The organism is Kluyvera sp. 142486 (assembly GCF_046569695.1).
Lineage (GTDB): Bacteria > Pseudomonadota > Gammaproteobacteria > Enterobacterales > Enterobacteriaceae > Kluyvera.
The window spans coordinates 1-24,919 of sequence record NZ_JBKHUI010000006.1 but is presented as its reverse complement, the minus strand read 5'-3'; the positions used below and the strand labels follow the sequence as shown (position 1 = coordinate 24,919).

23 protein-coding genes and 1 riboswitch are annotated in these 24,919 nt (G+C 55.7%); of the genes, 13 read left to right on the top strand and 10 right to left on the bottom strand.

Translation table 11 applies throughout. The annotated features are described in order from the left end of the window. Nucleotides 1–25: 25 nt before the first annotated feature. Both dnaG and rpsU read right to left on the bottom strand, forming a co-directional pair. On the bottom strand, nucleotides 26–1,768 hold the full coding sequence (gene dnaG / locus ACLGE8_RS08510; RefSeq protein WP_185668406.1) for a DNA primase: 1,743 nt from the start codon (nucleotides 1,766–1,768) through the stop codon (nucleotides 26–28). A gap of 238 nt (nucleotides 1,769–2,006) precedes the next feature. Further along, complete coding sequence (gene rpsU, locus ACLGE8_RS08505; RefSeq protein WP_001144069.1) at nucleotides 2,007–2,222, bottom strand: 30S ribosomal protein S21; 216 nt, start codon at nucleotides 2,220–2,222, stop codon at nucleotides 2,007–2,009. Between the two features lie 236 nt (nucleotides 2,223–2,458). On the opposite strand from rpsU, the gene tsaD reads away from it, so the two are divergent. Next, nucleotides 2,459–3,472, top strand: coding sequence for a tRNA (adenosine(37)-N6)-threonylcarbamoyltransferase complex transferase subunit TsaD (tsaD, locus tag ACLGE8_RS08500; RefSeq protein ID WP_410997895.1), 1,014 nt, complete (start codon nucleotides 2,459–2,461; stop codon nucleotides 3,470–3,472). A gap of 90 nt (nucleotides 3,473–3,562) precedes the next feature. On the opposite strand, the gene plsY is transcribed toward tsaD, so the two are convergent. Then, the gene (gene plsY, locus ACLGE8_RS08495; protein ID WP_333496171.1) at nucleotides 3,563–4,183 is read right to left on the bottom strand and encodes a glycerol-3-phosphate 1-O-acyltransferase PlsY; all 621 of its coding nucleotides are present in this window, start codon (nucleotides 4,181–4,183) and stop codon (nucleotides 3,563–3,565) included. A 108-nt stretch (nucleotides 4,184–4,291) separates the two neighbouring features. Here plsY and folB point away from each other — a divergent pair, with 108 nt between their 5' ends. Together folB and bacA are read left to right on the top strand one after the other, a co-directional pair. Next, nucleotides 4,292–4,651 carry a bifunctional dihydroneopterin aldolase/7,8-dihydroneopterin epimerase gene (folB, locus tag ACLGE8_RS08490; RefSeq protein WP_410997893.1) on the top strand — a complete coding sequence of 120 codons (360 nt, stop codon included), beginning with the start codon at nucleotides 4,292–4,294 and terminating at the stop codon, nucleotides 4,649–4,651. Between the two features lie 92 nt (nucleotides 4,652–4,743). Beyond that, nucleotides 4,744–5,565: an undecaprenyl-diphosphate phosphatase gene (gene bacA, locus ACLGE8_RS08485; RefSeq protein ID WP_410997891.1), complete on the top strand. Its 822-nt coding sequence runs from the start codon at nucleotides 4,744–4,746 to the stop codon at nucleotides 5,563–5,565. Between the two features lie 10 nt (nucleotides 5,566–5,575). Here bacA and ACLGE8_RS08480 read toward each other — a convergent pair whose 3' ends face one another. Together ACLGE8_RS08480 and ACLGE8_RS08475 are read right to left on the bottom strand one after the other, a co-directional pair. Next, nucleotides 5,576–6,817 carry a multifunctional CCA addition/repair protein gene (locus ACLGE8_RS08480; RefSeq protein ID WP_410997889.1) on the bottom strand — a complete coding sequence of 414 codons (1,242 nt, stop codon included), beginning with the start codon at nucleotides 6,815–6,817 and terminating at the stop codon, nucleotides 5,576–5,578. Nucleotides 6,818–6,885: 68 nt separating this feature from the next. Further along, nucleotides 6,886–7,506, bottom strand: a complete 621-nt coding sequence (locus tag ACLGE8_RS08475) for a TIGR04211 family SH3 domain-containing protein (RefSeq protein ID WP_410997887.1) — start codon at nucleotides 7,504–7,506, stop codon at nucleotides 6,886–6,888. Nucleotides 7,507–7,740: 234 nt separating this feature from the next. Here ACLGE8_RS08475 and ACLGE8_RS08470 point away from each other — a divergent pair, with 234 nt between their 5' ends. Genes ACLGE8_RS08470 through hldE form a run of 3 tightly spaced genes read left to right on the top strand, consistent with a single transcriptional unit; the run spans nucleotide 7,741 to nucleotide 13,385 of the window. Further along, nucleotides 7,741–9,042 carry an inorganic triphosphatase gene (locus ACLGE8_RS08470; protein WP_410997886.1) on the top strand — a complete coding sequence of 434 codons (1,302 nt, stop codon included), beginning with the start codon at nucleotides 7,741–7,743 and terminating at the stop codon, nucleotides 9,040–9,042. A 21-nt stretch (nucleotides 9,043–9,063) separates the two neighbouring features. Next, the gene (gene glnE / locus ACLGE8_RS08465; protein ID WP_410997884.1) at nucleotides 9,064–11,904 is read left to right on the top strand and encodes a bifunctional [glutamate--ammonia ligase]-adenylyl-L-tyrosine phosphorylase/[glutamate--ammonia-ligase] adenylyltransferase; all 2,841 of its coding nucleotides are present in this window, start codon (nucleotides 9,064–9,066) and stop codon (nucleotides 11,902–11,904) included. 47 nt (nucleotides 11,905–11,951) lie between these two features. Next, nucleotides 11,952–13,385 (top strand): bifunctional D-glycero-beta-D-manno-heptose-7-phosphate kinase/D-glycero-beta-D-manno-heptose 1-phosphate adenylyltransferase HldE, encoded by a 1,434-nt coding sequence (gene hldE / locus ACLGE8_RS08460; RefSeq protein WP_410997883.1) that lies wholly within the window; start codon nucleotides 11,952–11,954, stop codon nucleotides 13,383–13,385. Nucleotides 13,386–13,492: 107 nt separating this feature from the next. Here hldE and ubiK read toward each other — a convergent pair whose 3' ends face one another. Continuing rightward, on the bottom strand, nucleotides 13,493–13,762 hold the full coding sequence (ubiK, locus tag ACLGE8_RS08455; RefSeq protein ID WP_234508350.1) for a ubiquinone biosynthesis accessory factor UbiK: 270 nt from the start codon (nucleotides 13,760–13,762) through the stop codon (nucleotides 13,493–13,495). A gap of 121 nt (nucleotides 13,763–13,883) precedes the next feature. Further along, nucleotides 13,884–14,033, top strand: a riboswitch (FMN riboswitch). Between the two features lie 107 nt (nucleotides 14,034–14,140). On the opposite strand from ubiK, the gene ribB reads away from it, so the two are divergent. Continuing rightward, complete coding sequence (gene ribB, locus ACLGE8_RS08450) at nucleotides 14,141–14,794, top strand: 3,4-dihydroxy-2-butanone-4-phosphate synthase (RefSeq protein ID WP_185668394.1); 654 nt, start codon at nucleotides 14,141–14,143, stop codon at nucleotides 14,792–14,794. Between the two features lie 63 nt (nucleotides 14,795–14,857). On the opposite strand, the gene zupT is transcribed toward ribB, so the two are convergent. Beyond that, nucleotides 14,858–15,631, bottom strand: a complete 774-nt coding sequence (gene zupT, locus ACLGE8_RS08445) for a zinc transporter ZupT (RefSeq protein ID WP_410997880.1) — start codon at nucleotides 15,629–15,631, stop codon at nucleotides 14,858–14,860. 195 nt (nucleotides 15,632–15,826) lie between these two features. Between zupT and ygiD the strand changes: the two genes are divergently transcribed. After that, entirely contained in the window at nucleotides 15,827–16,615 is a 789-nt protein-coding gene (ygiD, locus tag ACLGE8_RS08440; RefSeq protein WP_410997878.1) for a 4,5-DOPA dioxygenase extradiol, read from the top strand. Between the two features lie 3 nt (nucleotides 16,616–16,618). Here the strand turns inward: ygiD and ACLGE8_RS08435 are convergent, their stop codons facing one another. From ACLGE8_RS08435 to tolC, 3 genes are all read right to left on the bottom strand, one after another. Next, nucleotides 16,619–17,779, bottom strand: a complete 1,161-nt coding sequence (locus ACLGE8_RS08435) for a glutathionylspermidine synthase family protein (RefSeq protein WP_410997876.1) — start codon at nucleotides 17,777–17,779, stop codon at nucleotides 16,619–16,621. A 5-nt stretch (nucleotides 17,780–17,784) separates the two neighbouring features. Continuing rightward, the gene (locus ACLGE8_RS08430) at nucleotides 17,785–18,465 is read right to left on the bottom strand and encodes a DUF1190 family protein (RefSeq protein WP_185668391.1); all 681 of its coding nucleotides are present in this window, start codon (nucleotides 18,463–18,465) and stop codon (nucleotides 17,785–17,787) included. 179 nt (nucleotides 18,466–18,644) lie between these two features. Then, nucleotides 18,645–20,072 (bottom strand): outer membrane channel protein TolC, encoded by a 1,428-nt coding sequence (gene tolC, locus ACLGE8_RS08425; protein ID WP_410997874.1) that lies wholly within the window; start codon nucleotides 20,070–20,072, stop codon nucleotides 18,645–18,647. Between the two features lie 210 nt (nucleotides 20,073–20,282). Between tolC and nudF the strand changes: the two genes are divergently transcribed. From nudF to parE, 5 genes are all read left to right on the top strand, one after another. Further along, a complete protein-coding gene (nudF, locus tag ACLGE8_RS08420) occupies nucleotides 20,283–20,915 on the top strand; it encodes an ADP-ribose diphosphatase (protein WP_410997872.1) in 633 nt (210 codons plus the stop codon). Further along, a complete protein-coding gene (locus tag ACLGE8_RS08415) occupies nucleotides 20,912–21,337 on the top strand; it encodes a DUF1249 family protein (protein ID WP_333498757.1) in 426 nt (141 codons plus the stop codon). The genes nudF and ACLGE8_RS08415 overlap by 4 nt, the downstream gene beginning before the upstream one ends. Before the next feature lie 92 nt (nucleotides 21,338–21,429). Next, nucleotides 21,430–22,257: a 3',5'-cyclic-AMP phosphodiesterase gene (gene cpdA / locus ACLGE8_RS08410; RefSeq protein ID WP_410997870.1), complete on the top strand. Its 828-nt coding sequence runs from the start codon at nucleotides 21,430–21,432 to the stop codon at nucleotides 22,255–22,257. Then, on the top strand, nucleotides 22,257–22,832 hold the full coding sequence (gene yqiA / locus ACLGE8_RS08405; RefSeq protein WP_410997869.1) for an esterase YqiA: 576 nt from the start codon (nucleotides 22,257–22,259) through the stop codon (nucleotides 22,830–22,832). Before cpdA ends, yqiA begins: the two co-directional genes overlap by 1 nt. 27 nt (nucleotides 22,833–22,859) lie before the next feature. Continuing rightward, nucleotides 22,860–24,755: a DNA topoisomerase IV subunit B gene (gene parE, locus ACLGE8_RS08400; RefSeq protein ID WP_185668386.1), complete on the top strand. Its 1,896-nt coding sequence runs from the start codon at nucleotides 22,860–22,862 to the stop codon at nucleotides 24,753–24,755. Nucleotides 24,756–24,919 lie beyond the last annotated feature (164 nt).

Genomic DNA, 24,919 nt, shown 5'->3' with positions numbered 1-24,919 from the left:
GTATTCGGCACTTAAGCCGTTGAATTCATTTTTTTTCCAGGGCCTGTCTGATTTCCCAGAACTCCCTGCGTTCTTCACTGCTTAAACCGTGCGTGCGATCGCGAGCTATCAACTCTTCCTGTCGCTGTTCAAGCATTGAATCAAAAATTCGGTTGAGCGTATCGGTGAACATTTTTTCAACGTTCTCATCCTTTATATCGTTCCAGGCTGAGAGTTTTTCAAGTGTTGAGTATTCACTTGTGCCACGATAATTCTCTAATAGCTGACCCGTTGTCAGGCCCGGCTGCGCAACGCATAGACTTACGAGCTCGGTGAACAGGTTGAGCCCTGGTAGCTTCGTCTGACTCACCCCATGCATTGGGGGGACAAGTGGTGCCAGATTTGGGTTTTGCACCAGCAGTCCTATCAGTATACGCATAGGCGTCTGTTTTATCTGCTGGGTCGGGCGTACAACACCACTTTCTGCCTGTTTCGGCATTAAACGATCAAGCTGCGCATCATCAAAAATACCGAGCTTCAGACCCAGCGTCTGACGCAGCTGAATACGGTGCGCATCGCCAGGTACCTGGCTGATTAACGGTAGCGCCAGCGCTGCGAGCTGGGTGCTGCCGTCTGGCGTACTCAGGTCAACCTGCGGTAAGAGACTGTTGAATAAGAACACGGAGAGCGGTTGTGCATGCTCCATCCGGGCTTCAAAAGCCTCTTTGCCTTCTTTACGTACCAGCGTATCCGGGTCTTCACCGTCTGGCAGGAACATAAAGCGTAGCTGACGACCGTCGGTCATGTAAGGCATGGCCGTTTCCAGCGCACGCCATGCGGCATCGCGCCCGGCGCGGTCGCCGTCGTAACAGCAAATCACGTTATTTGTCGCACGGAACAGCATATGGATGTGGTCGGCCGTGGTCGATGTACCCAAAGACGCGACGGCGTAGTTAATACCGTATTGCGCGAGGGCAACGACATCCATATAACCTTCGACAACCAGCAGGCGCTGGGGTTCCGCGCTATGCTGCTGGGCTTCATAAAGGCCATAAAGCTGACGACCCTTATGGAAAATATCGGTTTCCGGGGAGTTAAGGTATTTCGGCGTATCGTTACCTAATACGCGACCACCAAATCCAATCACCCGGCCTCGTTTGTCGCGAATCGGGAACATCACGCGATTGCGGAAACGGTCGTACGTTCTTCCCTGGTCGTTGTTGACCAGCATTCCGGCATCGAGCAGCAGCTTTCTGTTGTCGACATTACCGCCGAAACGTTTTAAGGCGTTATCCCAGCCTGGGGGCGCAAAGCCAATAGCAAAACGCTGGACAATTTCGGCGCTAAGGCCACGTTGCTCCAGGTACTGGCGTGCAGGCTCGGCGATGGGTTGCGTGAAGGATTGCTGATAAAAATCATTTAATCCTTCCATGAGTTGATAGAGATTCTGTCGTTGATGACGTTCTATCTGGCTCAGGCCTGTTCCGGCTTCATACGGCACTTCAAGATTGTGCATGGCCGCCAGTTCTTCAACGGTTTCAACGAACTCGAGCTTGTCGTAGTTCATTAAAAAGTCGATGGCGTTACCGTGCGCGCCGCAGCCGAAGCAGTGGTAAAACTGCTTATCACCGTTCACGGTGAAAGAGGGGGTTTTCTCGTTATGGAACGGACAGCACGCATGGTAATTCTTGCCCTGCTTTTTCAGCTTCACCCGGGCATCAATCAGATCGATGATGTCGGTGCGTGCCAGCAGGTCATTGATGAATACGCGTGGGATTCGTCCAGCCATAAGCCCCGTTTATTTACACTTCATCCTTCAAACTGTCTCTACGCTGGCTACGTTCGTTCACCTCTGTCACTTACTTATGTAAGCTCCGGGGATTCACTCGCTTGCCGCCTTGATACAGTATGAATGATTTTGTGTAAATGCTGATTTATAAACGAAAACAAGCCGCGCATTCCTTTCGGAAGCACGGCCTTGCAACTACAACTCGGTCTGACAATTGAGAGCCGATGCTCTCAAGAGATTAGTACAGACGAGTACGGCGTGCGTTTTCGCGAGCCAGTTTCTTCGCGTGACGTTTCACTGCAGAAGCTTTAGCGCGCTTACGTTCGGTAGTCGGTTTTTCATAGAACTCACGACGACGAACTTCCGCCAGAACACCTGCTTTTTCGCAGGAACGCTTGAAGCGACGCAGAGCTACGTCGAACGGCTCGTTTTCACGTACTTTAATTACCGGCATGTGCCTCTCACCTTTGATTAATTCGGTTTGCTGCTGGCATCAGCGCCAGCTTATTTCAAAATGGTGCGGAATTTTACTGCAACTACTGCTGCTTTGTAAAGCACCGGAGCCTTTTTTGAAATGAACTTTTTAAGGGTGAGGAGTATACACGAGGCAGCTTCCTGGGGCGAACAATGTTTTACAAGCCGGGTTAGAAAACCTAAACTGCGCGGTATTGAAACGAGGTAAATATAGCCATGCGTGTACTGGGTATTGAAACATCCTGCGATGAAACCGGCATCGCAATTTATGATGATGAAAAAGGTCTGTTAGCCAACCAACTGTATAGTCAGGTGAAATTGCATGCTGACTACGGCGGCGTGGTGCCTGAACTGGCCTCGCGCGATCACGTGCGTAAAACGGTGCCCCTGATTCAGGAAGCCTTAAAAGAGGCCAATCTGACGGCGAAAGATATCGATGCCGTTGCCTATACCGCAGGCCCAGGTCTGGTGGGTGCGCTGCTGGTTGGCGCAACCGTGGGGCGTTCGCTGGCGTTTGCCTGGAACGTGCCGGCGATTCCGGTACACCATATGGAAGGGCACCTTCTGGCACCTATGCTGGAAGATAATCCGCCTGAATACCCGTTTGTGGCGCTGCTGGTCTCCGGCGGCCATACGCAGCTGATTAGCGTTACCGGCATTGGTGAATACACGCTGCTCGGCGAATCGATTGACGATGCGGCGGGTGAAGCCTTTGATAAGACTGCGAAACTGCTCGGGCTGGACTACCCTGGTGGCCCGATGCTGTCGAAGCTGGCTTCGCAAGGCACGGAAGGGCGTTTTGTCTTCCCTCGTCCAATGACCGACCGTCCGGGTCTGGATTTCAGCTTCTCCGGCCTGAAAACCTTCGCCGCTAACACCATTCGTAACAACGGTACCGACGATCAGACTCGCGCCGATATCGCGCGCGCGTTTGAAGATGCGGTGGTGGATACGCTGATGATCAAGTGCAAACGCGCGCTGGATCAAACCGGCTTCAAGCGTCTGGTGATGGCGGGCGGCGTGAGCGCCAACCGTACGCTGCGCGCGAAGCTGGCAGAAATGATGCAAAAACGCCGCGGCGAAGTGTTCTACGCGCGCCCGGAATTCTGTACCGATAACGGCGCGATGATTGCCTATGCGGGGATGGTGCGTCTGAAAACCGGCGTGAATGAATCGCTGGGCGTGACCGTTCGCCCGCGCTGGCCGCTGGCCGAACTCCCAGCCGCGTAAGAGATGCCGGATGGCGGCGTAAACGCCTTATCCGGCCTACGTGGTCTGTAGTCCGGGTGAGGCGTTTAGCCGACCCCGGGATTGCCCTTTCTACTCTTCTTCTTTCTTCTGCTTACGCTTTTTCAAACGCGCCCAGATTTTTGTTTCCTGACGTCGCCACAGGCGTTGAATATTGTCATGATGACGCAACAGGATCAAACATGAGAGCATTGATACCGGGAAAGTGTACTGAGGTTTAAACCACCAGACATAGAACGGCGCGACCAGCGCGCTGACGATGGCTCCCAGCGACGAATAGCCGCTCAGCAGAATGGTCAGCAGCCAGGTCCCAGCCATTACGCCGGTGAGATCCCAGCCGATTGGCGCAATCGCCCCAAACGCAGTGGCAACGCCTTTACCGCCCTGGAAATGGAAAAATACCGGCCAGATATGGCCCAGACAGGCGGCAATCGCCACCAGACCTAGCCAGAATGGAGAAAGGCCAAGGGCGTACGCGCCCCAAACGGGCAGCATCCCTTTCAGGACGTCGAAAATCAGAACGGCTGCGGCTGCGCCTTTTCCGCCGATGCGTAACACATTAGTGGCGCCGGGGTTACCGGAACCACTGGCGCGAGGATCGGGTAACCCCGCGATGCGGCAGACCAGAATGGCGCTGGAAATTGAGCCGCAAAGGTAGGCAAGAAGGATCATGCCAGGCTCGATTGCACTCATAACGCTGTTCCATTTTGAAAATGTCGAAGTATTCTCTGCATCTGTGGATAATACGCATAATTCGCCGGGAGTGGTATCCGGTTTAGCCTAAAAACCAAGCAGGTCGTGATGGATATTGTATTTATAGAGCAACTTTCGGTAATCACCACTATCGGTGTTTATGACTGGGAACAAACCATCGAACAGAAGCTGGTGTTCGATATCGAATTAGGCTGGGATAACCGTAAAGCAGCCGCCAGCGACAACGTGGATGACTGCCTGAGCTATGCGGATATCAGCGAAGCGGTAGTCAAGCATGTCGAAGGCAGCCGTTTTGCGCTGGTTGAACGCGTAGCAGAAGAGCTGGCCGAGCTGTTGATGTCCCGATTCAACTCCCCGTGGGTGCGTATTAAAGTGAGCAAACCGGGGGCCGTCGCCCGTGCGGCGAACGTCGGCGTTATCATTGAGCGTGGCCATAATCTTAAATAAAAGTATCAGCAGTAATATTATTTAAACCAAAGTGATTTATACCGGTCTTAGTGCCGGGTTTATTTTATTGTTTACTTTTTAAGGGTTTATTAATGAGCGATATACACTCGCTGCTGGTCGCGGCAATTTTGGGTGTGGTCGAAGGACTGACGGAGTTTCTGCCCGTATCCAGTACCGGTCATATGATTATCGTAGGCCACCTGCTGGGGTTTGAAGGTGAAACGGCGGACACCTTTGAAGTTGTCATCCAACTGGGGTCGATTCTGGCGGTGGTGGTGATGTTCTGGCGTCGCCTGTTTGGGCTGATTGGTATCAACTTCGGGCGTCCACCGGTTCACGAAGGTGAAGGCTCCGGGCATTTATCGCTGATTCATATTCTGCTTGGCATGATCCCCGCGGTGGTACTGGGATTAGTGCTGCACGATAAAATTAAATCGCTGTTTAACCCGGTTAACGTGATGTACGCCCTGATCGTGGGCGGCTTGCTGTTAATCGCCGCTGAGCTGCTGAAACCGAAAAAACCAAGCGCGGTGGGCATTGATGATATGAGCTATCGTCAGGCCTTTGCGATTGGCTGCTTCCAGTGCCTGGCGCTGTGGCCTGGCTTCTCCCGCTCCGGGGCAACGATTTCCGGCGGTATGCTGATGGGCGTAAGCCGCTACGCGGCCTCTGAGTTCTCGTTCCTGCTGGCGGTGCCGATGATGATGGGCGCGACGGTGTTGGATCTCTATAAGAGCTGGCACTTCCTGAGCGCCGCCGACATCCCGATGTTTGCGGTAGGCTTTGTGATGGCGTTCCTGGTTGCGCTGGTGGCGATTAAAACCTTCCTGCAGTTGATTAAACGGATTTCGTTTATTCCGTTCGCTATCTATCGCTTCGTTGTGGCAGCAGCGGTTTACGTGGTCTTCTTCTGATGAAGAGCCCTCAGTCTTTGGGCTGAGGGCAACGTTTTTCCTTCCAGTTCGCAACCGCCTGAATTCGCCGGCGCGTCAGCTCTTCTCGAATCTCCGGCCCTTTAAAACCATCGTCGATAACCTCTTTGTTGCCCACCGCTTTCGCCACCTGCCAGGCTTCACGCAGCAGGCGTCCCTGCGGATAGTCGCAGGCTTCAAAGTGGGTGCGACCGCGTACGTCCGCCTCGCTGGTCAGCGCAATCTGCTCTACCCGCTGCGGCTTGCGCCAGGCGTCGATGGAGTCAAACAGCTTCACCAGGGTTTTGGGCTGCAGGATCGGCAGGGTATGGATGAGGTCGTGGAACTCGGCAACCAGCTTCGCCAGGTCGCGCATCTCGTTGGGCACCTTCAGGCGCTGGCAAAGCTGTTCAACCAGCTTCACGCCTGCCGGGCCGTGGCCGTGGTGACGCGGCCAGAACTCTTTTGGCGTAAGGCCTTTGCCTAAATCGTGGCACAGCGTGGCAAAGCGAACATCAATTTCCGGGCTCAGCATCGCCGCCATGGTCACGGTCATCAACGTATGCACGCCGGTATCAATTTCCGGGTGCCATTTTTCCGGTGCAGGTACGCCATACAGCGCATCAATTTCCGGGAACAGAACTTTCAGGGCGCCGCAGTCACGCAGCGTCTGGAAGAAGACTTGAGGGTTGCGGGTGCCGAGCGCATTTTCGGTTTCTTTCCACACGCGCTCCGCCGTGAGATGCGCGAGTTCGCCGGCGTCGGTCATCTCGCGCATCAGCGTCATGGTTTCATCGGCAATACGGAAACTCAGGTGCGCATAGCGTGCGGCAAAGCGCGCCACGCGCAGCACGCGCAGTGGGTCTTCACCGAAAGCAGGGGAAACGTGGCGCAGAATGCGCTGCTGAAGGTCAGCCTTACCGCCGTAAGGGTCAATAATCGTGCCGTCGGCATCCTGAGCCAGGGCGTTGACGGTTAAATCGCGGCGTAGTAGATCCTGCTCCAGCGTGACGTCCGGTGCGGCATAGCAGGTAAAGCCGGTATAACCCGAACCTGATTTGCGCTCGGTTCGGGCAAGCGCATACTCTTCGTGGCTTTCGGGGTGGAGAAAAACAGGAAAGTCGCGGCCTACCTGCTGGTAGCCCGCGTCGAGCATTTGCTGCGGCGTGGCGCCGACCACCACCCAATCTTTATCTTTGACCGGTAGCCCTAACAACCCGTCCCGAACAGCACCACCGACCAGATAACTCTTCACGCCACGCTTCTCCTCGTCTCTTATCTTTGATGATGATACGAAAGAAGCACTGAGAACGCGAATCGGGGTTAGTTCATCCAGCGATCTTTGCGCTTACGGCTTGGGGTGATGTGCGGCAGCACCAGGCCGAGAAGCAGGCCGACACCCAGCACGCCGCCGCCGTACATAAACCACTGCATAATGATGGTGCGCTGCTTGTCATCCAGTTGCAGGTTGGCGGCGTTCACTTTTTTCTGCGCGACGATAAGCTCGTTTTTCAGCTTCTGGTTTTCATTTTTTAAACCATTAATCACGCTATCGCTCTGGGCGACCTTTTTCTGCATTTCTGCGGTGCGCTGGTTCCAGGTGGTGTCGATATTATTGAGCTTATCGGTCAGGGTTTTGACCTGATTTTCCAGATCCGGCACGCGAATGCGCAGGCTTGGCGTAGCGGTCAGCTCTTTCAGTGGGATCCACGCGGTGCGGCCGTTGCTGTCGCGCACCTGGCCGTACTGGGTGTTGTCGTTAGTCTGCAGCAGGGTGACTTCTTCGCCCGCGTTCAGGGAACCTGCCAGACGGTAGTTATCACCCGGGCCGCTGCGGACCCAGGTGTTCAATTCGTCAGAAACGTAGCGCTTTTCATCAGCGTGCGCGATGGTGGAAGCAGTAAGTGTCAGTAAAGTAATGGCAATTAAGCGTAATTTTGGCATTAGATCATCGTTTTTGTCATAAAAGTGGAACGATAGTAGTGGCAACAGTCTGACGACGCAAAGCATTCTGCGGCAATCAGAATCCTCCAGGAGGAAAAAACGCCATCAGCGATTAGCCCGACAAATTGCGCATTGCATGGCAATTTGTCGCAAAATACTATCTACTGACAAAAAGAATACCTGTAAGTTCGCCGCAAAGGTATTTCCGGGCAACGAAACCACAAGAATTCAATCATGGCTCAAGAAATCGAATTAAAATTTATCGTCGATAACGCTGGCGTCGAGACGCTGCGTAACCACCTTCAGACCCTCAATGCCGAGCACACACCACCGGCTCAGCTGCTGAATATCTATTATGAAACCGCCGATAACTGGCTGCGTCGCCACGATATGGGGCTGCGTATTCGGGGCGATAACGGTCGCTATGAGATGACGATGAAAATCGCTGGGCGCACCGTGGGCGGGCTGCATCAGCGCCCGGAATATAATATTGATATCAGCACCCCTGAACTGGCGCTCGACAAACTGCCTGCGGAAGTCTGGCCGAACGGCGAGATGCCGCAAGGGCTGGCGGAGCAAGTTCAGCCGCTGTTCAGCACCGATTTCTTCCGCGAGAAGTGGGTGGTGGCGCAGGGGAAAAGCCGCATTGAAGTTGCGCTGGATCTGGGCGACGTCAAAGCCGGTGAGCATCAGGAAGCTATCTGCGAGCTGGAGCTTGAACTGCTGAGCGGTGAAACCGCCGATGTGCTGACGCTGGCGAAACAGTTGGCGGAAACCGGCCTGCTGCGTCAGGGCAGCCTGAGCAAAGCCGCGCGCGGATATCATCTGGCGCAGGGGAATGAAGACCGCGTTATCAAACCGCTGACTATTCTCTCACTGCCGCCAAAAGCGACGGTAGGCCAGGCGCTGGAAGCGGCGTTGGAAAAAGCGCTTGCCCACTGGCAGTACCATGAAGAGCTGTGGCTGCGCGGCAACAAAAAGGCAAAAGTCGAAGTGCTGAATGCGCAGGGGCTGGTGCGCCATATCCTGACGCTGTTCGGCGGTATTGTGCCGCGTAAGGCGAGCGCCGCACTGCGAGATGGTCTGACTCAGGTTGATGCGCTGATGGCGAGCGATGCGTCCGCGCATGATGCAGTGTTCAGCCGTGAAACTGCGCTGACGAAGCTTGCCTACACCGAATGGTTGGTGCTGCGCGGCTGGGAGCCGTTCCTCGACGCCAAAGCAGAGGCCAAAATGGCCGACTCATTTAAACGCTTTGCCGATATTCATCTGTCTCGTCAGGCCGCTGAACTGCGCACCGTCTTTGCCTATCCGCTGGGCGATGCTTACGCAGATCAACTGCCGCGTCTGAAGCGTGACATTAATACCGTCCAACTGCTGGCTGGCTATTACGACACCGAACAGGCCGACCGCTGGTTGGCGAACTGGCAGGGGCTGCGCCACGCTATTGAAACCCGCCAGCACATTGAAATTGAACATTTCCGCAATGAAGCACTGTCGGTTGAGCCGTTCTGGCTGCACAGCGGAAAACGTTAATTAACTTCAGGGAACCCGCGTATGACGCCGCTTTCTTCGCAGTTACAGCAGCACTGGCAAATGCTCGTTGAGCGTGCTCCGGAGGATTTCCCTCTCAAGGCGCTCGGTAGTGAAGCGCAGGCTGTTTTCACCTTTAGTGATTTTGTTCAGCAAAGTTTAACGGCGCATCCTGAGTGGCTGGCGTCGCTGGAAAGCGACCCGCCGCAGGCGGATGAGTGGCGGCAATACGCGGGCTGGCTTCAGGCGGAGCTGGCGGAAGTTTATGATGAAACGGCGCTGATGCGCGCCCTGCGGCTGTTCCGTCGCCGGGTGATGGTGCGTATTGCCTGGGCGCAGGCGCTGTCGCAGGTGTCGGAACAGGATACGTTACAGCAGTTGAGCCACCTGGCGGAGACGCTGATCGTCAACGCGCGTAACTGGCTTTACGAGGCCTGCTGTCGCGATTGGGGCACACCGTGCAGCGCGGAAGGCGTGCCGCAGCCGCTGCTGATCCTCGGGATGGGCAAGCTGGGCGGCGGAGAGCTTAACTTCTCCTCTGATATCGACCTGATCTTTGCCTGGCCGGAGCATGGCAGCACCCAGGGCGGGCGTCGTGAGCTGGATAACGCGCAGTTCTTTACGCGTCTGGGCCAGCGTCTGATTAAAGTGCTGGACCAACCGACGCAGGATGGCTTTGTCTACCGCGTTGATATGCGCTTAAGGCCGTTTGGTGACAGCGGCCCGCTGGTGCTGAGTTTTGCGGCGCTGGAAGATTATTACCAGGAGCAGGGGCGCGACTGGGAGCGCTATGCGATGGTCAAAGCGCGGATCATGGGCGATGACGACGGCGTTTACACCAGCGAGCTGCGGGCGATGCTGCGGCCGTTTGTCTTCCGCCGCTATATCGACTTCAGCGTGATCCAGTCGCTGCGTAATATGAAAGGGATGATCACCCGTGAAGTGCGCCGCCGTGGCCTGAAGGACAACATCAAGCTCGGGGCGGGCGGTATTCGTGAAATTGAGTTTATCGTCCAGGTCTTTCAGCTGATTCGCGGCGGGCGCGAACCGATGCTGCAAAGCCGCTCGCTGCTGCCGACCCTCAAGGCCATTGAAACGCTGAATTTGCTGTCGGAAACCGACGCGCAGGCGCTGCGTGAAGCCTATCTATTCTTACGCCGCCTCGAAAACCTGCTGCAAAGTATCAACGACGAACAGACGCAGACGCTGCCCGGCGATGACCTCAATCGCGCCCGTCTGGCATGGGGGATGCATTTTGCCGATTGGGCCACGATGACCGCGCGGCTGGATGCGCTGATGGCCGAAGTTCGCCGCGTCTTTAACGAACTTATCGGCGACGATGAAGAGCCATCGCAGGAAGAGCAGCTTTCGGAATCCTGGCGTGAGCTGTGGCAGGACACCCTGCAGGAAGATGACTCACCAGCGGGGTTGGTGCATCTGGGCAGCGATGACCGCCAGCGGGTGCTGTCGCAAATCGCTGATTTCCGCAAAGAGCTGGATAAACGCACTATAGGCCCGCGCGGGCGTCAGGTGCTGGATTCGCTGATGCCGCATCTGCTGAGCGAAGTGTGCTCGCGCGAAGATGCTACGGTGCTGCTCACGCGCATTACCCCGCTGCTGAGCGGCATCGTTACTCGTACCACCTACCTCGAGCTGTTAAGCGAATATCCTGGTACCTTAAAGCATCTAATCCGTCTGTGCGCCGCGTCACCGATGGTGGCAAGCCAACTGGCACGCTACCCGTTGCTGCTGGATGAGCTGCTTGACCCGAACACGCTCTACCAACCGACGGCGACCGATGCCTATCGTGACGAGCTGCGCCAGTATCTGCTGCGCGTACCGGAAGAGGACGAAGAGCAGCAGCTGGAAGCCCTGCGCCAGTTTAAGCAGGCGCAGCTGCTGCACATTGCCGCCGCCGATATTGCCGGTACGTTGCCGGTGATGAAGGTCAGCGACCACTTAACCTGGCTTGCAGAGGCGATGATAGACGCTGTTGTTCAGCAGGCGTGGGTACAGATGGTGGCGCGCTACGGTCAGCCAACCCATCTGCGGGAGCGCCACGGTCGCGGCTTTGCGGTGATTGGCTACGGCAAGCTTGGCGGCTGGGAGCTGGGCTACAGTTCGGATCTGGATCTGGTGTTCCTGCATGACTGCCCGATGGATGCGATGACCGACGGCGAACGAGAAATCGATGGCCGTCAGTTCTATCTGCGTCTGGCGCAGCGCATCATGCACCTGTTCAGCACCCGTACTTCGTCCGGCATTTTGTATGAAGTCGATGCGCGTCTGCGCCCATCCGGCGCGGCGGGCATGCTGGTGACCACCGCCGAATCATTTGCTGATTATCAGCAAAACGAAGCGTGGACCTGGGAGCATCAGGCGCTGGTGCGAGCTCGCGTGGTCTACGGCGACCCACAGTTGCAGCAGCAGTTTGACGACATTCGCCGACAGATCCTGACTACCGCGCGGGAAGGCAGCGCGCTGCAAACCGAAGTGCGTGAAATGCGTGAAAAAATGCGCGCTCATCTTGGCGGTAAACAGCGCGATCGTTTTGATATCAAAACCGATGCGGGCGGGATCACCGATATTGAGTTTATTACCCAGTACCTGGTGCTGCGCTACGCCCACGAGAAGCCGAAGCTGACTCGCTGGTCGGATAACGTGCGCATTCTCGAACTGCTGGCGCAAAACGATATTATGGACGAGCACGAAGCACAGGCGCTCACCCGCGCCTATACCACGTTGCGCGATGCGTTGCATCACCTGGCGCTTCAGGAGCTGCCGGGAAATGTCGATTTATCAAGCTTCCTTCGGGAACGTGAACTGGTCAGCGCCAGCTGGCAGAAGTGGCTGGTTCAACCGTGAAATGTGCTATTATCGCGCCAAAATTTTGATTCTCCCAGGAGACAAGAATGAAAGTAACGCTGCCGGAATTTGAACGCGCAGGAGTGATGGTGGTTGGCGACGTCATGCTGGATCGCTATTGGTATGGCCCAACCAGTCGTATTTCCCCGGAAGCCCCGGTTCCCGTGGTGAAGGTGGAAACTATCGAAGAACGTCCTGGCGGCGCGGCAAACGTGGCGATGAACATTGCATCCCTGGGGGCGGGTTCGCGTCTGGTCGGTTTGACCGGCATTGACGATGCGGCGCGCGCGCTGAATAAAGCGCTGGCCGACGTCAACGTGAAGTGTGACTTTGTTTCTGTACCTACGCACCCGACCATCACCAAGCTGCGCGTGCTGTCGCGTAACCAGCAACTTATCCGTCTGGATTTTGAAGAAGGGTTTGCCGGCGTAGATCCACAGCCGCTGCATGACCGCATCCAGAGCGGTCTGCCGAGCGTTGGTGCGCTGGTGCTGTCCGACTACGCCAAAGGCGCGCTGGAAAGCGTACAGCAGATGATCCAACTGGCGCGCAAAGCGAACGTGCCGGTACTGATCGACCCGAAAGGCACCAACTTCGAACGCTACCGTGGCGCAACGCTGCTGACGCCAAACCTCTCTGAGTTCGAAGCGGTGGTAGGCAAGTGTAAAGACGAAGCCGAGATCGTTGAGCGCGGCATGAAGCTGATTGCCGATTACGATCTTTCCGCGCTGCTGGTGACGCGTTCCGAGCAGGGCATGACGCTGCTGCAGCCGGGCAAAGCACCGCTGCATCAGCCGACGCAGGCGCAGGAAGTGTACGATGTGACCGGTGCGGGCGATACCGTTATCGGTGTGCTTGCAGCGACTTTGGCTTCCGGTAATACCCTGGAAGAGGCGTGCTTCTTTGCCAACGCCGCGGCGGGCGTAGTGGTGGGTAAACTGGGTACGTCTACCGTTTCACCTATCGAACTGGAAAACGCCGTGCGCGGTCGTGCAGACACCGGTTTTGGCGTGATGAGCGAAGAAGAACTGAAGCAGGCGGTTGCCGCTGCTCGTCGTCGCGGCGAGAAAGTGGTGATGACCAACGGCGTGTTCGATATTCTGCACGCGGGGCACGTCTCCTATCTGGCTAACGCACGTAAGCTGGGCGATCGTCTGATCGTCGCGGTGAACAGCGATGCTTCAACCAAGCGCCTGAAAGGCGAAACCCGTCCGGTTAACCCGCTGGATCAGCGCATGATCGTGCTGGGCGCGCTGGAGTCGGTCGACTGGGTGGTGTCGTTTGAAGAAGATACCCCGCAGCGTCTGATTGCCGGGATCCTGCCGGATCGTTTGGTCAAAGGCGGTGACTATAAGCCAGAGCAAATTGCCGGTAGCGAAGAAGTGTGGGCCAACGGTGGTGAGGTGCTGGTGCTGAACTTTGAAGATGGTTGTTCAACGACCAATATTATCAAGAAGATTCAGAAAGATAGCGAGAAGTAGCGCACTATTGATGCCGGATGGCGCTACGCTTATCCGGCCTACAACTTCTCGAGCATCCGATTTGTGGGCCGGATAAGGCGTAGCCGCCATCCGGCACTCAACAACGATTACTCTTTGTCGTCTACAGCCGGTGCCGCAGCGCGGTTTTCCAGCTCGCTAATCCGCTGTTCCAGCAGCGCCAGCTTCTCACGCGTACGCAGCAGAACCTGAGTCTGCACGTCAAACTCTTCACGGCTCACCACGTCAAGGCGCGTCAGCTGCGACTGGATCACCTGACGAACTTTCTTCTCAATATCATCACCGAACTCACGCAGACCTTTCGGCATGGACTCGTGGACCTGGCGGGCAATTTGTTCAATTTTTTTCGGGTCGATCATCTCTTGTTCCCTGATTCTGTCGGCATGAAGGCTATTGTAGTGTCTTATCCCGGTGCGATAAACCAGAATTGTTCGAAGCTTATGCATTGCCGAAGATAGTCATTGGCGTTATAGTGAGTACGCTTATTCTCAGGGCGGGGCGAAATTCCCCACCGGCGGTAAATCAGCTACGGCTGAAAGCCCGCGAGCGCTTCCTATGAACATGGGAAGGTCAGCAGATCCGGTGTAATTCCGGGGCCGACGGTTAGAGTCCGGATGGGAGAGAGTAACGACTCAGTTGGGTTAAGCACCCGCTCGCGTTATCTATTTGCCGTTATATCGGCACTCCTAAGACTGCCCTGATTCTGGTAACCATAATATTAATGAGGTTTTTTTACCATGAATCAGACGCTACTTTCCTCTTTTGGTACTCCGTTCGAACGCGTTGAAAACGCGCTTGTTGCTCTGCGCGAAGGTCGCGGTGCGATGGTGCTGGACGACGAAGATCGCGAGAACGAAGGCGACATGATCTTTGCCGCCGAAAACATGACCGTTGAACAAATGGCGCTGACTATCCGTCACGGTAGCGGCATCGTTTGTCTGTGTCTCACCGACGAACGTCGTAAACAGCTGGAACTGCCAATGATGGTAGAAAACAACACCAGCGCCTACGGCACCGGCTTTACCGTCACCATCGAAGCGGCTCACGGCGTGACCACCGGCGTTTCTGCCGCTGACCGTCTGACCACCGTTCGCGCGGCGATTGCCGACAATGCGAAACCTTCCGATCTGAACCGTCCTGGTCACGTTTTCCCACTGCGCGCGCAGGCGGGTGGCGTACTGACCCGTGGTGGTCACACCGAAGCGACTATCGATCTGGTGACGCTGGCAGGCTTTAAACCAGCAGGCGTGCTGTGTGAACTGACCAACGACGACGGCACCATGGCACGCGCGCCAGAGTGCATCGAGTTTGCGAAGAAACATAACATGGCGCTGGTGACCATCGAAGATCTGGTGGCCTACCGTCGTGAACACGAGCGTAAAGCCAGCTAATCTAGCGGCCTACGTGATGAAGCCCGGTTTGCGATACGCACCGGGCTTTTTTATTGCCTGACGTTAGCCAATGCCCATCGACTGCAGAATCACCAGGCTCATCCCCATAACCGACATGCCGCACAGCACGCCGTAGCTGGGGTTGTTGTTAGGGTCAATCTCTTTGGCCAGCGGCATGAGTTCATCGACGGAAAGGGCGACCATAATCCCGGCGACGGCCGCCATAATCGAGGCCATCAGCACCGGTGACACCATGCTGCCAAGGATCGCCCACGCCAGCACGCCGCCGAGTATTTCTGCCATACCGGAAATCCCCGCCCAGAATACCGCTTTACGCTTTGAGCCCGTGGCGGCATAGACCGGCCCGGCAACCGCCAGCCCTTCAGGAATATTGTGCAGCGCCACGGCGAGCGCAATGCCGAAGCCAAGCTCAAGGTTGTTGCTGGCGGTGACGAAGGTGGCGATACCTTCCGGGAAGTTGTGCAGACTGATGCCGAGGGTTAACAGCACGGCGGTGCGGCGGATATTGCGCGGCAGCGGCTGGGTGTTTTTCTGCATCAAATCTTGCGGATGCGCATGCGGCAACATGTGATCGAGGGCGAAATAGCCAATCAGGCCAACGACAAACATCCCGTAGCCCAATACCGGCGACATTCCGGGAGCGTCGAGCGCGGCGGGCAGCATCTCCATTAAGGAGATCAGCAGCATAATGCCGGCGGCGAAGCCGAGTGAAAAAGCGAGTACTCGGTTGGACGGTTTTTGTCCGATAACCCCGAGTATTGCACCAATGAAGGTGGCAGCTCCTGCCAGTAATGTCAGAATCAGCGGTACCGACATCGCTTACTCCTTATGATAATGATTATCATTCATGATATTGAAAATCGTCAGCCGTGGCGAGAGGCGACGCTATTCTTTACTTCATCCTTACATTCAAATTTTCTGAAGATCATCATCACGCTTATCTGAGTTTATCCTCACTCAAAACAGGTTAATGTGGTGTTATTCAATTATTCCCTCTGGAAGGATAACATCATGTCTCGTAGCCGAATGCCAGCACTGTTTTTAGGTCACGGTAGCCCGATGAACGTACTGGAAGATAACCTCTATACCCGTACCTGGCAGCACCTTGGCGAAACCTTACCGCGTCCGAAAGCGATCGTGGTGGTGTCTGCGCACTGGTTTACCCGCGGCACGGGCGTGACGGCGATGGAAACCCCGAAAACGATCCACGATTTCGGCGGTTTTCCGCAGGCGCTTTACGATACCCATTACCCGGCTCCGGGCTCCCCGGCGCTGGCGCAGAAGCTGGTAGAGCTGCTGGCACCGGTTCCGGTGGCGCTGGATAAAGAAGCCTGGGGCTTCGATCACGGCTCCTGGGGCGTGCTGATTAAGATGTACCCGAATGCGGACATCCCGATGGTGCAGCTGAGTATCGACAGCACTAAGCCAGCGGCGTGGCACTTTGAAATGGGTCGTAAGCTGGCGAGCCTGCGCGATGAAGGCATTATGCTGGTGGCGAGCGGCAACGTGGTGCACAACCTGCGTACGGCGAAATGGCACGGTGATTCAACGCCTTACCCATGGGCAACGTCGTTTAACGACTATGTGAAGGCAAACCTGGACTGGAAAGGGCCGGTAGAGCAGCATCCGCTGGTGAACTATCTGATGCATGAAGGCGGTTCATTGTCGAACCCAACGGCGGATCACTTCCTGCCGCTGCTTTATGTGCTGGGGGCCTGGGATGGCGAAGAGCCCATCACGATCCCGGTAGACGGTATCGAAATGGGCTCCTTAAGTATGCTGTCGGTGCTAATCGGTTAACGATTATTCGACGAAAACGTGGGGGTAGAAGCGTGACAGATCCTGAGTGATCAACGCTCTGTCCTCACGGATGCCAATCCCAGCCGGTTCGTCGTTAATCAGCCAACTGCCAATCAACATGTAGCTATCACCAAATTTCGGCAGCGGATGGAACTGCTGCACGATCATCCCCTCTTCACCGTACGGCCCTTCCACCTGCTCGATGGTTTTACCGTTCTCAACGATCGAGATGTTTGCGCCTTCGCGGGAGAAGATAGGCTTCACCACGAATTTGTCCATCTCTGGATGATCGTCTTCGGCAAAATAGGCTGGCAGCAGGTTTGGGTGATCCGGGAACATCTCCCACAGCAGCGGCAGCAGCGCTTTGTTAGAGATGATGCTCTTCCAGGCCGGTTCCAGCCAGCGCACGCCAGCATCTTCGAGCTTGGTAGAGAACATCTCGCGCAGCATGTATTCCCACGGATAGAGCTTGAACAGGTTGCTGATGACCTGATCCTGCAGATCGGTAAACTGGCCTTTTTCGCCCAGACCGATCTCATCAATATAGAGGAACTCGGTCGCCACGCCGGCTTCAGCGGCGCAGTCCTGCAGATACTGCACGGTACCGCGATCTTCCACCGTGTCCTGGCAGCAGGTCAGGTGCAGCAGCTGGAAGCCGTGCTGTTCGCGCAGCACGTTGAAGCGCTCGATGATCTTTTCCTGCAGGCTGTTGAACTGATCGCTGCCTTCCGGCAGGTTGCCCGCGTTGATCTGATCTTCAAGCCAGATCCACTGGAAGAAAGCCGCTTCGTACAGTGACGTTGGCGTATCGGCGTTATTTTCCAGCAGCTTCGGTTCACCGGTGCCGTCCCACGCCAGATCGAGACGCGAGTAGAGCGACGGCTGCTGCGTTTGCCATGACTGACGGACGAAGGTCCAGGTGTGCTTTGGAATGCGGAACTTCGCCATCAGTTCATCGCTGGCGATGACGCGCTCAACCACTTTCAGGCACAGCTGGTGCAGTTCAGCGGTAACCTCTTCCAGCTTTTCAACCTGCGCCAGCGTCAGCTTGTAGTAAGCTTCTTCGCTCCAGTACGGCTCGCCGTACATGGTGTGAAAGTTGAAGCCGTACTCTGTCGCTTTTTCACGCCAGTCCGGGCGTTCAGTAATGCTGATTCTTTCCATGTTAATCAGCCACCCATTGAACGGGTGGTGGTGCCCGACGCGCTACGCTGCATGGTGGACTGTTTCGCCACGGACTCACCGAAGCCGCCGCGAGTCACGGTGCTGGTGGTTGCCGGTTTTGGCGCCATGGCGGTTTTCGGTACGTTCATCGAACGGCCTGGCTGCGCTGCACCGTAGTTTTTACCGCCGGCATCAGTGTATTTACCGTAGGCCGGGCTGGATGGGTTCTTCGAGGTGAAGACTGGTTGCTGTTGGTAGCCGCCCATGCCGCCGCTCATCATACGGCCCATCATGTAGCCCGCCATCAGCGGCATCCAGAAGCTGCCGCTGCTTTGCGCCTGCGCCTGGTTTTCACCGCTGGCAGGTGCCATACCGGCCTGAGCTGGTGCCTGCTGGCACTGGCCTTCGCCAAATTCAGCGACGCAGTCTTCACGGCTGGCGTACTTCGGCGCGGTACGTTCGGCTTCTTTCAGCGCGTTATCGAAGGTGGTTTTACACTCGGCGCTTTTGCCCGGATTCGCTGCTGAGCAGTCGTCCGCGTTCTGATACAGGGTGACGGTTTCGTCAGTTTTTTCACAGCCTGCCAGCATGAATACCGCGGTAACGGCTAATGCGACCGGCGTGAGGTGACGCGCGCCCCAGCTTTTACGGAAGGCGGCGTGTTGAATATTGTTCGTCCGTTTCATTGTGTTCTTCCTGGACCCAGTAGAGTGGTATTGCAATAACGCTCAGGATAGTGGATGAGTGGTTGAAAATGAAGCGAAGAAGGGCGTAAAGCGGCGGATCTTTACGTTGCCTTACGTTAGCGCAAGAGAATGAAAAAAGGCTCGCTAAAAGCGAACCCTTTTCAATACGGCGAGAGGCCTTAGCGCAGACGCGCTTTGCTGGTCGCCGGAGAGGTATAGCCGTCTGCTGAAGCGTCCTGCTGCGGATTCTGTGGCGCAACGCTGTCGGTAGAGGTTGCGACGTTTTTACCCAGCGCATTGTTCAGCGCAATCAGATCCTGCTCGTTGAGCGTACCCAGCGCATTTTTGATATTCAGCTGGTTGATCAGGTAGTTATAACGCGCGCTGGAGAGCTGCTGCTTAGCGTTGTACAGCGTGGTGGTTGCATCCAACACGTCAACGATAGTACGCGTACCCACGGAGTAACCCGCTTCCATCGCGTCTAATGAACTCTGCGCAGAAACCACGGCCTGTTTGTAGGCGTTGATGCTGCTAATAGAGGCATTGATGTTGTTGAAGGAAGAACGCACGGTCTGCACGACGGAGCGGTGCGCGCTTTCAAGCTGCTCGCTGGCGCCGACGAAGTTGTACTGCGCCTGTTTCACCTGTGAGTTAACCATCCCGCCCTGGTACAGCGGCAGGGAGAAGCTCAGGCCAATTTTGTTCTGGCCGGCATCGTTGTCGTCGTACTGAGATGAATTACGGGTTTTAGAACCGCTGTAGGAGGTGTTGGACACCCCAGTAGAGGCGTTCAAATCCAGCGTCGGCAGATGGCCGTCCTGCGCCTGGCGAATCTGTTCACGCGCCAGGTCCTGGTTCAGGCGAGCCTGCAACAGGGAGAGGTTACGGTTTTCCGCTTCTTTCAGCAGCGAGTTAACGCCCTGCGGTTTGTCCGTTTTAAAGCTGTCGACGTTCAAAGACGCCAGCTCTGGGTAGTAGTTACCGGTCACCTGACGCAGTGCTTCAACGGCGTTGTCGAGGTTGTTACGCGCGGTCACTTCATTCGCCAGTACGGTATCGTACTGTGAACGGGCGTTCTGCACGTCGGTAATCGCCACGAGGCCCACGTTAAAGCGCTGAGTGGTTTGATCCAACTGGCGGTAAATCGCCTGTTTCTGCGCTTCGGTATAGGAGAGCGAGTCAATTGCGCTCAACACGTTAAAGTACGCCGTGGCGGTATTCAGGATCAGCGTCTGCTGATCGGTTTGATAGGTCACGTCCTGGATGCCTGCCGCTTTTTCCTGCAGGGTCAGAGCACGCCATTTGGACATATCAAACAGGCTTTGCGTTAACGTCAGCGAGCCGCTGGTTGCGTTGGAGTTCACGCCGTTATTGTCGCGGAAGCCATTGGTATAGGTATAATCGGCACCCAAACCTAACTGCGGTAACAGCGGGCTACGCGCTTCGTTGATCTTTTCGAATGCGGCATCGCGGTCTGCTGCGGATTTACGGAGATCTGGGTTACTGGTACGTGCCTGCTGATAGACCTGTAACAGGTTCTCTGCCTGGCTCATTGTACTGAAACCCGTAAGGCTCAGACCAATAAGGATGGGGAGCAATTTCTTCATTTGCATTTGCATTCCTTGTTGTGAAGCTTAGCGCTGATCTAATTCACAGAAAAAATATTCGCCGATTGTACCAGAGTCTGCCACGTTAAAAAGTTGTCGTAATGTGCCATCTGGCGTTAATTTGCACCAATCTACCACAGAGAGAGTGGATCCTAAGACAAACGGATTTTAAATCCACAATTTCACCACAATTACAGCATAGGCAAGGCCATGACAAAATCACGTAACCCAGTGGTTACCCTCTCGAAAAATGATGTAGAAATTATTGCACGAGAAACGGTATATCGCGGTTTTTTTTCGATTGATGTGTACCGTTTCCGCCATCGTCTGTTCAACGGCGAGATGAGCGGCGAAGTCCGGCGCGAAATTTTTGAGCGCGGTCACGCTGCGGTCTTGCTACCCTTTGACCCAGTGCGTGACGAAGTGGTGCTGATTGAGCAAATCCGCATTGCGGCCTATGACACCAGCGAAACCCCTTATCTGCTGGAAATGGTGGCCGGCATGATTGAAGAGGGCGAAAGCGTAGAGGACGTAGCTCGTCGCGAATCGCAGGAAGAGGCCGGGCTTGAACTCGGCCGGGTAAAAGAGTGTCTGAGTTATCTGGCAAGCCCTGGAGGCACCAGCGAGCGCCTGACCATTATGGTCGGTGAAGTGGATGCAACAACGGCCAAAGGTATTCATGGCCTGGCGGATGAACACGAAGATATCCGGGTTCATGTGGTAAGCCGGGAGTACGCTTATCAATGTGTAGAAGAGGGAAAAATTGACAACGCAGCTTCTGTCATCGCTTTGCAATGGCTACAGCTGCATTATCAGGACTTACGAAAAGAGTGGGCCAAATGAAGCGTTATACACCTGACTTCCCAGAAATGATGCGCCTGTGCGAGACCAATTTCGCACAATTACGTCGCTTACTGCCGCGCGTTGATGAAGCCGGCGAAACGGTGAACTATCAGGTGGCCAATGCGCAATATCGGTTAACGATAACGGAATCAACCCGCTACACTACGCTGGTAGCGATTGAGCAGACGCACCCGGCGGTGAGCTACTGGAGCCTGCCGTCGATGAGCGTACGGCTGTATCACGATGCGATGGTGGCTGAAGTGTGTTCAAGTCAGCAGATCTTTCGCTTCAAAGCGCGATATGATTATCCAAATAAAAAGTTGCATCAACGCGACGAAAAGCATCAAATTAATCAGTTTTTAGCTGATTGGCTAAGATACTGTTTAGCACATGGAGCGATGGCGATTCCGGTTTGTACATAGCACCTTTCAAGCTGTATCTGGAACGCTGCCAGCGATGACGCAGCATGAAAGGATGATGTGTATGTTTGCATCGTGAAACCTAAGGACACCATTTGGAAAGCCTTTTAAACCTTCCTCTGGCTGGTGGGGCCAGTGTCAGGGTACTGCAAATCACTGATACTCACCTGTTTGCGGAAAAAGATGAAACGCTGTTAGGCGTGAACACCTGGGCAAGCTATCACGCCGTCTTGCAGGCTATCCATGCCTCGGCGCGTGACGTTGACCTGGTGGTGGCGACGGGCGATTTAGCGCAGGACCATTCATCCGCGGCCTATCAGCACTTTGCTGACGGCATCGCGAGTTTCGCTGCACCCTGCGTTTGGTTGCCGGGAAATCATGACTTCCAGCCATCCATGTACAGCACGCTTCAGGACGCGGGGATCTCCCCGGCCAAGCGGGTACTAGTGGGCGAAAACTGGCAGATCCTCCTGCTGGATAGTCAGGTGTTCGGCGTGCCGCACGGCGAGCTGAGCGAGTTCCAGCTTGAGTGGCTGGAAAAACGGCTGGCGGAAGCGCCGGACCGGCACACGCTGCTGTTGCTGCATCATCATCCGCTGCCGGCGGGATGCAGCTGGCTCGATCAGCACAGCCTGCGTAACGCAGGGGCGCTGGATAATGTGCTGGTACGCTACCCTCGCGTAAAAAACCTGCTTTGTGGTCATATTCATCAGGAACTGGATGTCGACTGGAACGGTCGTCGCATCATGGCCACGCCGTCAACCTGCGTGCAGTTTAAACCACACTGTGCCAACTTCACGCTGGATACCGCTTCCCCTGGATGGCGCTGGCTTGAGCTGCATGACGATGGTTCATTAACCACCGAAGTTTGCCGCCTTGCCGGATGCGAATTCCATCCTGATACCGCATCCGAAGGCTATTGATGTCAACGCTCCTTTATCTACATGGATTCAACAGTTCCCCGCTGTCGGCAAAGGCCACGGCGCTTAAGCAGTGGCTGGCGGAGCACTATCCCGACGTGAATATGCTGATCCCGCAGTTGCCGGCCTATCCGGCGGAAGCGGCGGAGATGCTGGAAGCGCTGGTGCTGAAACACGGCGGTGAACCGCTGGGCATCGTGGGGTCATCGCTGGGCGGCTATTATGCAACCTGGTTGTCCCAATGTTTCATGCTGCCGGCGGTGGTGGTGAACCCGGCGATACGCCCGTTTGAGCTGCTGGTGAATTTCCTGGGGCCGAATGAGAATCCCTACACTGGGCAGCAATATGTGCTAGAGTCACGCCATATTTACGATCTCAAAGTCATGCAAATTGACCCACTGGAGGCACCGGATCTTATCTGGTTGCTTCAGCAGACCGGTGACGAAGTGCTTGATTACCGCCAGGCCGTGAACTATTTCGCCTCCTGCCGACAAACGGTAGAGGAGGGCGGTAATCACGCATTTACCGGCTTTGAAGATCACTTCACACAGATTATCGATTTTCTGGGGTTGCATTAAGCAGCGCCAACTACCTACGAATAGATCATGACGCAATCTTCTTATAACGCTGATGCCATTGAGGTACTCACCGGGCTTGAGCCGGTTCGCCGCCGCCCGGGGATGTACACAGATACCACACGTCCGAACCACCTTGGTCAGGAAGTGATTGATAACAGTGTGGATGAAGCGCTTGCCGGGCACGCCAAGCGTGTTGAGGTTATTCTTCATGCCGATCAATCACTGGAAGTGATCGATGACGGCCGCGGTATGCCCGTCGATATCCACCCGGAAGAAGGCGTTCCGGCCGTTGAGCTGATCCTCTGTCGCCTGCACGCGGGCGGTAAGTTCTCCAACAAAAACTACCAGTTCTCCGGCGGCCTGCACGGCGTGGGGATCTCGGTGGTCAACGCCCTGTCGAAGCGCGTTGAGGTCAACGTTCGTCGCGATGGTCAGGTCTACACCATCGCGTTTGAAAACGGCGACAAGGTTGAAGATCTGCACGTCACTGGTACCTGCGGTAAACGCAATACCGGGACCAGCGTCCACTTCTGGCCAGATGAAAGCTTCTTCGACAGCCCGCGTTTTTCCGTTTCCCGCTTAAGCCACCTGCTGAAAGCGAAAGCGGTACTCTGCCCGGGCGTTGAAATCGTCTTTAAAGACAAAGTGAACGACACCGAACAGACCTGGTGCTACGCCGACGGCCTGAACGACTATCTTTGCGAAGCCGTGAATGGCCTGCCGCTGCTGCCGGAAAAGCCGTTTGTCGGTAACTTCTCTGGCGAAACTGAAGCGGTGGACTGGGCGCTGCTATGGCTGCCGGAAGGCGGCGAGCTGCTGACCGAAAGCTACGTCAACCTGATCCCGACCATGCAGGGCGGGACGCACGTTAACGGCCTGCGTCAGGGCCTGCTCGACGCGATGCGCGAGTTCTGCGAATACCGCAACATTCTGCCGCGCGGCGTGAAGCTGTCGGCGGAAGATATCTGGGATCGCTGCGCCTACGTGCTGTCGGTGAAGATGCAGGACCCACAGTTCGCCGGGCAGACGAAAGAACGTCTCTCTTCCCGTCAGTGCGCGGCGTTTGTCTCCGGCGTGGTGAAAGATGCCTTCAGCCTGTGGCTGAACCAGAACGTCCAGGCGGCTGAGCTGCTGGCCGAAATGGCTATCTCCAGCGCCCAGCGCCGTCTGCGCGCGGCGAAAAAAGTGGTGCGTAAAAAGCTCACCAGCGGCCCGGCGCTGCCGGGTAAACTGGCTGACTGTACCGCGCAGGATCTGGCTCGCACCGAACTGTTCCTCGTCGAAGGTGACTCCGCAGGCGGTTCTGCCAAGCAGGCGCGCGATCGTGAATATCAGGCGATCATGCCGCTCAAAGGTAAGATCCTCAACACCTGGGAAGTCTCTTCTGATGAAGTGCTGGCCTCGCAGGAAGTGCACGATATTTCCGTGGCGATCGGTATCGATCCGGACAGTTCGGATCTCAGCCAGCTGCGCTACGGCAAGATCTGTATCCTCGCGGATGCGGACTCCGATGGTCTGCACATCGCGACGCTGCTGTGCGCGCTGTTTGTGAAGCACTTCCGCGCGCTGGTGAAAGAAGGCCACGTCTACGTGGCGCTGCCGCCGCTGTACCGCATTGATCTGGGCAAAGAGGTTTACTATGCCCTGACCGAAGAGGAAAAAGCGGGCGTGCTGGAGCAGCTTAAGCGCAAGAAAGGCAAGCCGAACGTACAGCGCTTTAAAGGTCTGGGTGAAATGAACCCGATGCAGCTGCGCGAAACTACGCTTGATCCGAACACTCGCCGCCTGGTGCAGCTGTACATCACCGATGAAGATGAACAGCAGACTGATGCTACCATGGACATGCTGCTGGCCAAGAAGCGTTCTGAAGACCGCCGTAACTGGCTGCAGGAGAAAGGCGACATGGCGGAGCTGGAAGCCTGATAAATTGCCGGAGGCGCTTCGCTTGCCCGGCCTACGATTGAAAAGGAGACGCTTGCGTCTCCTTTTTTATTGTGCACAGAAAACCCCCAGCTAGGCTGGGGGTTCCGGAAAGCTTTCAGCTTTAAGCCAGTTATTAAAACCCCTTTTGATTTGTTAAAACACCT

Bases quoted from the DNA above. Each gene is read 5' to 3' on its own strand.
- dnaG (WP_185668406.1), bottom strand. From the start codon at position 1,768: ATGGCTGGACGAATCCCACGCGTATTCATCAATGACCTGCTGGCACGC.
- rpsU (WP_001144069.1), bottom strand. From the start codon at position 2,222: ATGCCGGTAATTAAAGTACGTGAAAACGAGCCGTTCGACGTAGCTCTG.
- tsaD (WP_410997895.1), top strand. From the start codon at position 2,459: ATGCGTGTACTGGGTATTGAAACATCCTGCGATGAAACCGGCATCGCA.
- plsY (WP_333496171.1), bottom strand. From the start codon at position 4,183: ATGAGTGCAATCGAGCCTGGCATGATCCTTCTTGCCTACCTTTGCGGC.
- folB (WP_410997893.1), top strand. From the start codon at position 4,292: ATGGATATTGTATTTATAGAGCAACTTTCGGTAATCACCACTATCGGT.
- bacA (WP_410997891.1), top strand. From the start codon at position 4,744: ATGAGCGATATACACTCGCTGCTGGTCGCGGCAATTTTGGGTGTGGTC.
- ACLGE8_RS08475 (WP_410997887.1), bottom strand. From the start codon at position 7,506: ATGCCAAAATTACGCTTAATTGCCATTACTTTACTGACACTTACTGCT.
- ACLGE8_RS08470 (WP_410997886.1), top strand. From the start codon at position 7,741: ATGGCTCAAGAAATCGAATTAAAATTTATCGTCGATAACGCTGGCGTC.
- glnE (WP_410997884.1), top strand. From the start codon at position 9,064: ATGACGCCGCTTTCTTCGCAGTTACAGCAGCACTGGCAAATGCTCGTT.
- hldE (WP_410997883.1), top strand. From the start codon at position 11,952: ATGAAAGTAACGCTGCCGGAATTTGAACGCGCAGGAGTGATGGTGGTT.
- ubiK (WP_234508350.1), bottom strand. From the start codon at position 13,762: ATGATCGACCCGAAAAAAATTGAACAAATTGCCCGCCAGGTCCACGAG.
- ribB (WP_185668394.1), top strand. From the start codon at position 14,141: ATGAATCAGACGCTACTTTCCTCTTTTGGTACTCCGTTCGAACGCGTT.
- zupT (WP_410997880.1), bottom strand. From the start codon at position 15,631: ATGTCGGTACCGCTGATTCTGACATTACTGGCAGGAGCTGCCACCTTC.
- ygiD (WP_410997878.1), top strand. From the start codon at position 15,827: ATGTCTCGTAGCCGAATGCCAGCACTGTTTTTAGGTCACGGTAGCCCG.
- ACLGE8_RS08435 (WP_410997876.1), bottom strand. From the start codon at position 17,779: ATGGAAAGAATCAGCATTACTGAACGCCCGGACTGGCGTGAAAAAGCG.
- ACLGE8_RS08430 (WP_185668391.1), bottom strand. From the start codon at position 18,465: ATGAAACGGACGAACAATATTCAACACGCCGCCTTCCGTAAAAGCTGG.
- tolC (WP_410997874.1), bottom strand. From the start codon at position 20,072: ATGAAGAAATTGCTCCCCATCCTTATTGGTCTGAGCCTTACGGGTTTC.
- nudF (WP_410997872.1), top strand. From the start codon at position 20,283: ATGACAAAATCACGTAACCCAGTGGTTACCCTCTCGAAAAATGATGTA.
- ACLGE8_RS08415 (WP_333498757.1), top strand. From the start codon at position 20,912: ATGAAGCGTTATACACCTGACTTCCCAGAAATGATGCGCCTGTGCGAG.
- yqiA (WP_410997869.1), top strand. From the start codon at position 22,257: ATGTCAACGCTCCTTTATCTACATGGATTCAACAGTTCCCCGCTGTCG.
- parE (WP_185668386.1), top strand. From the start codon at position 22,860: ATGACGCAATCTTCTTATAACGCTGATGCCATTGAGGTACTCACCGGG.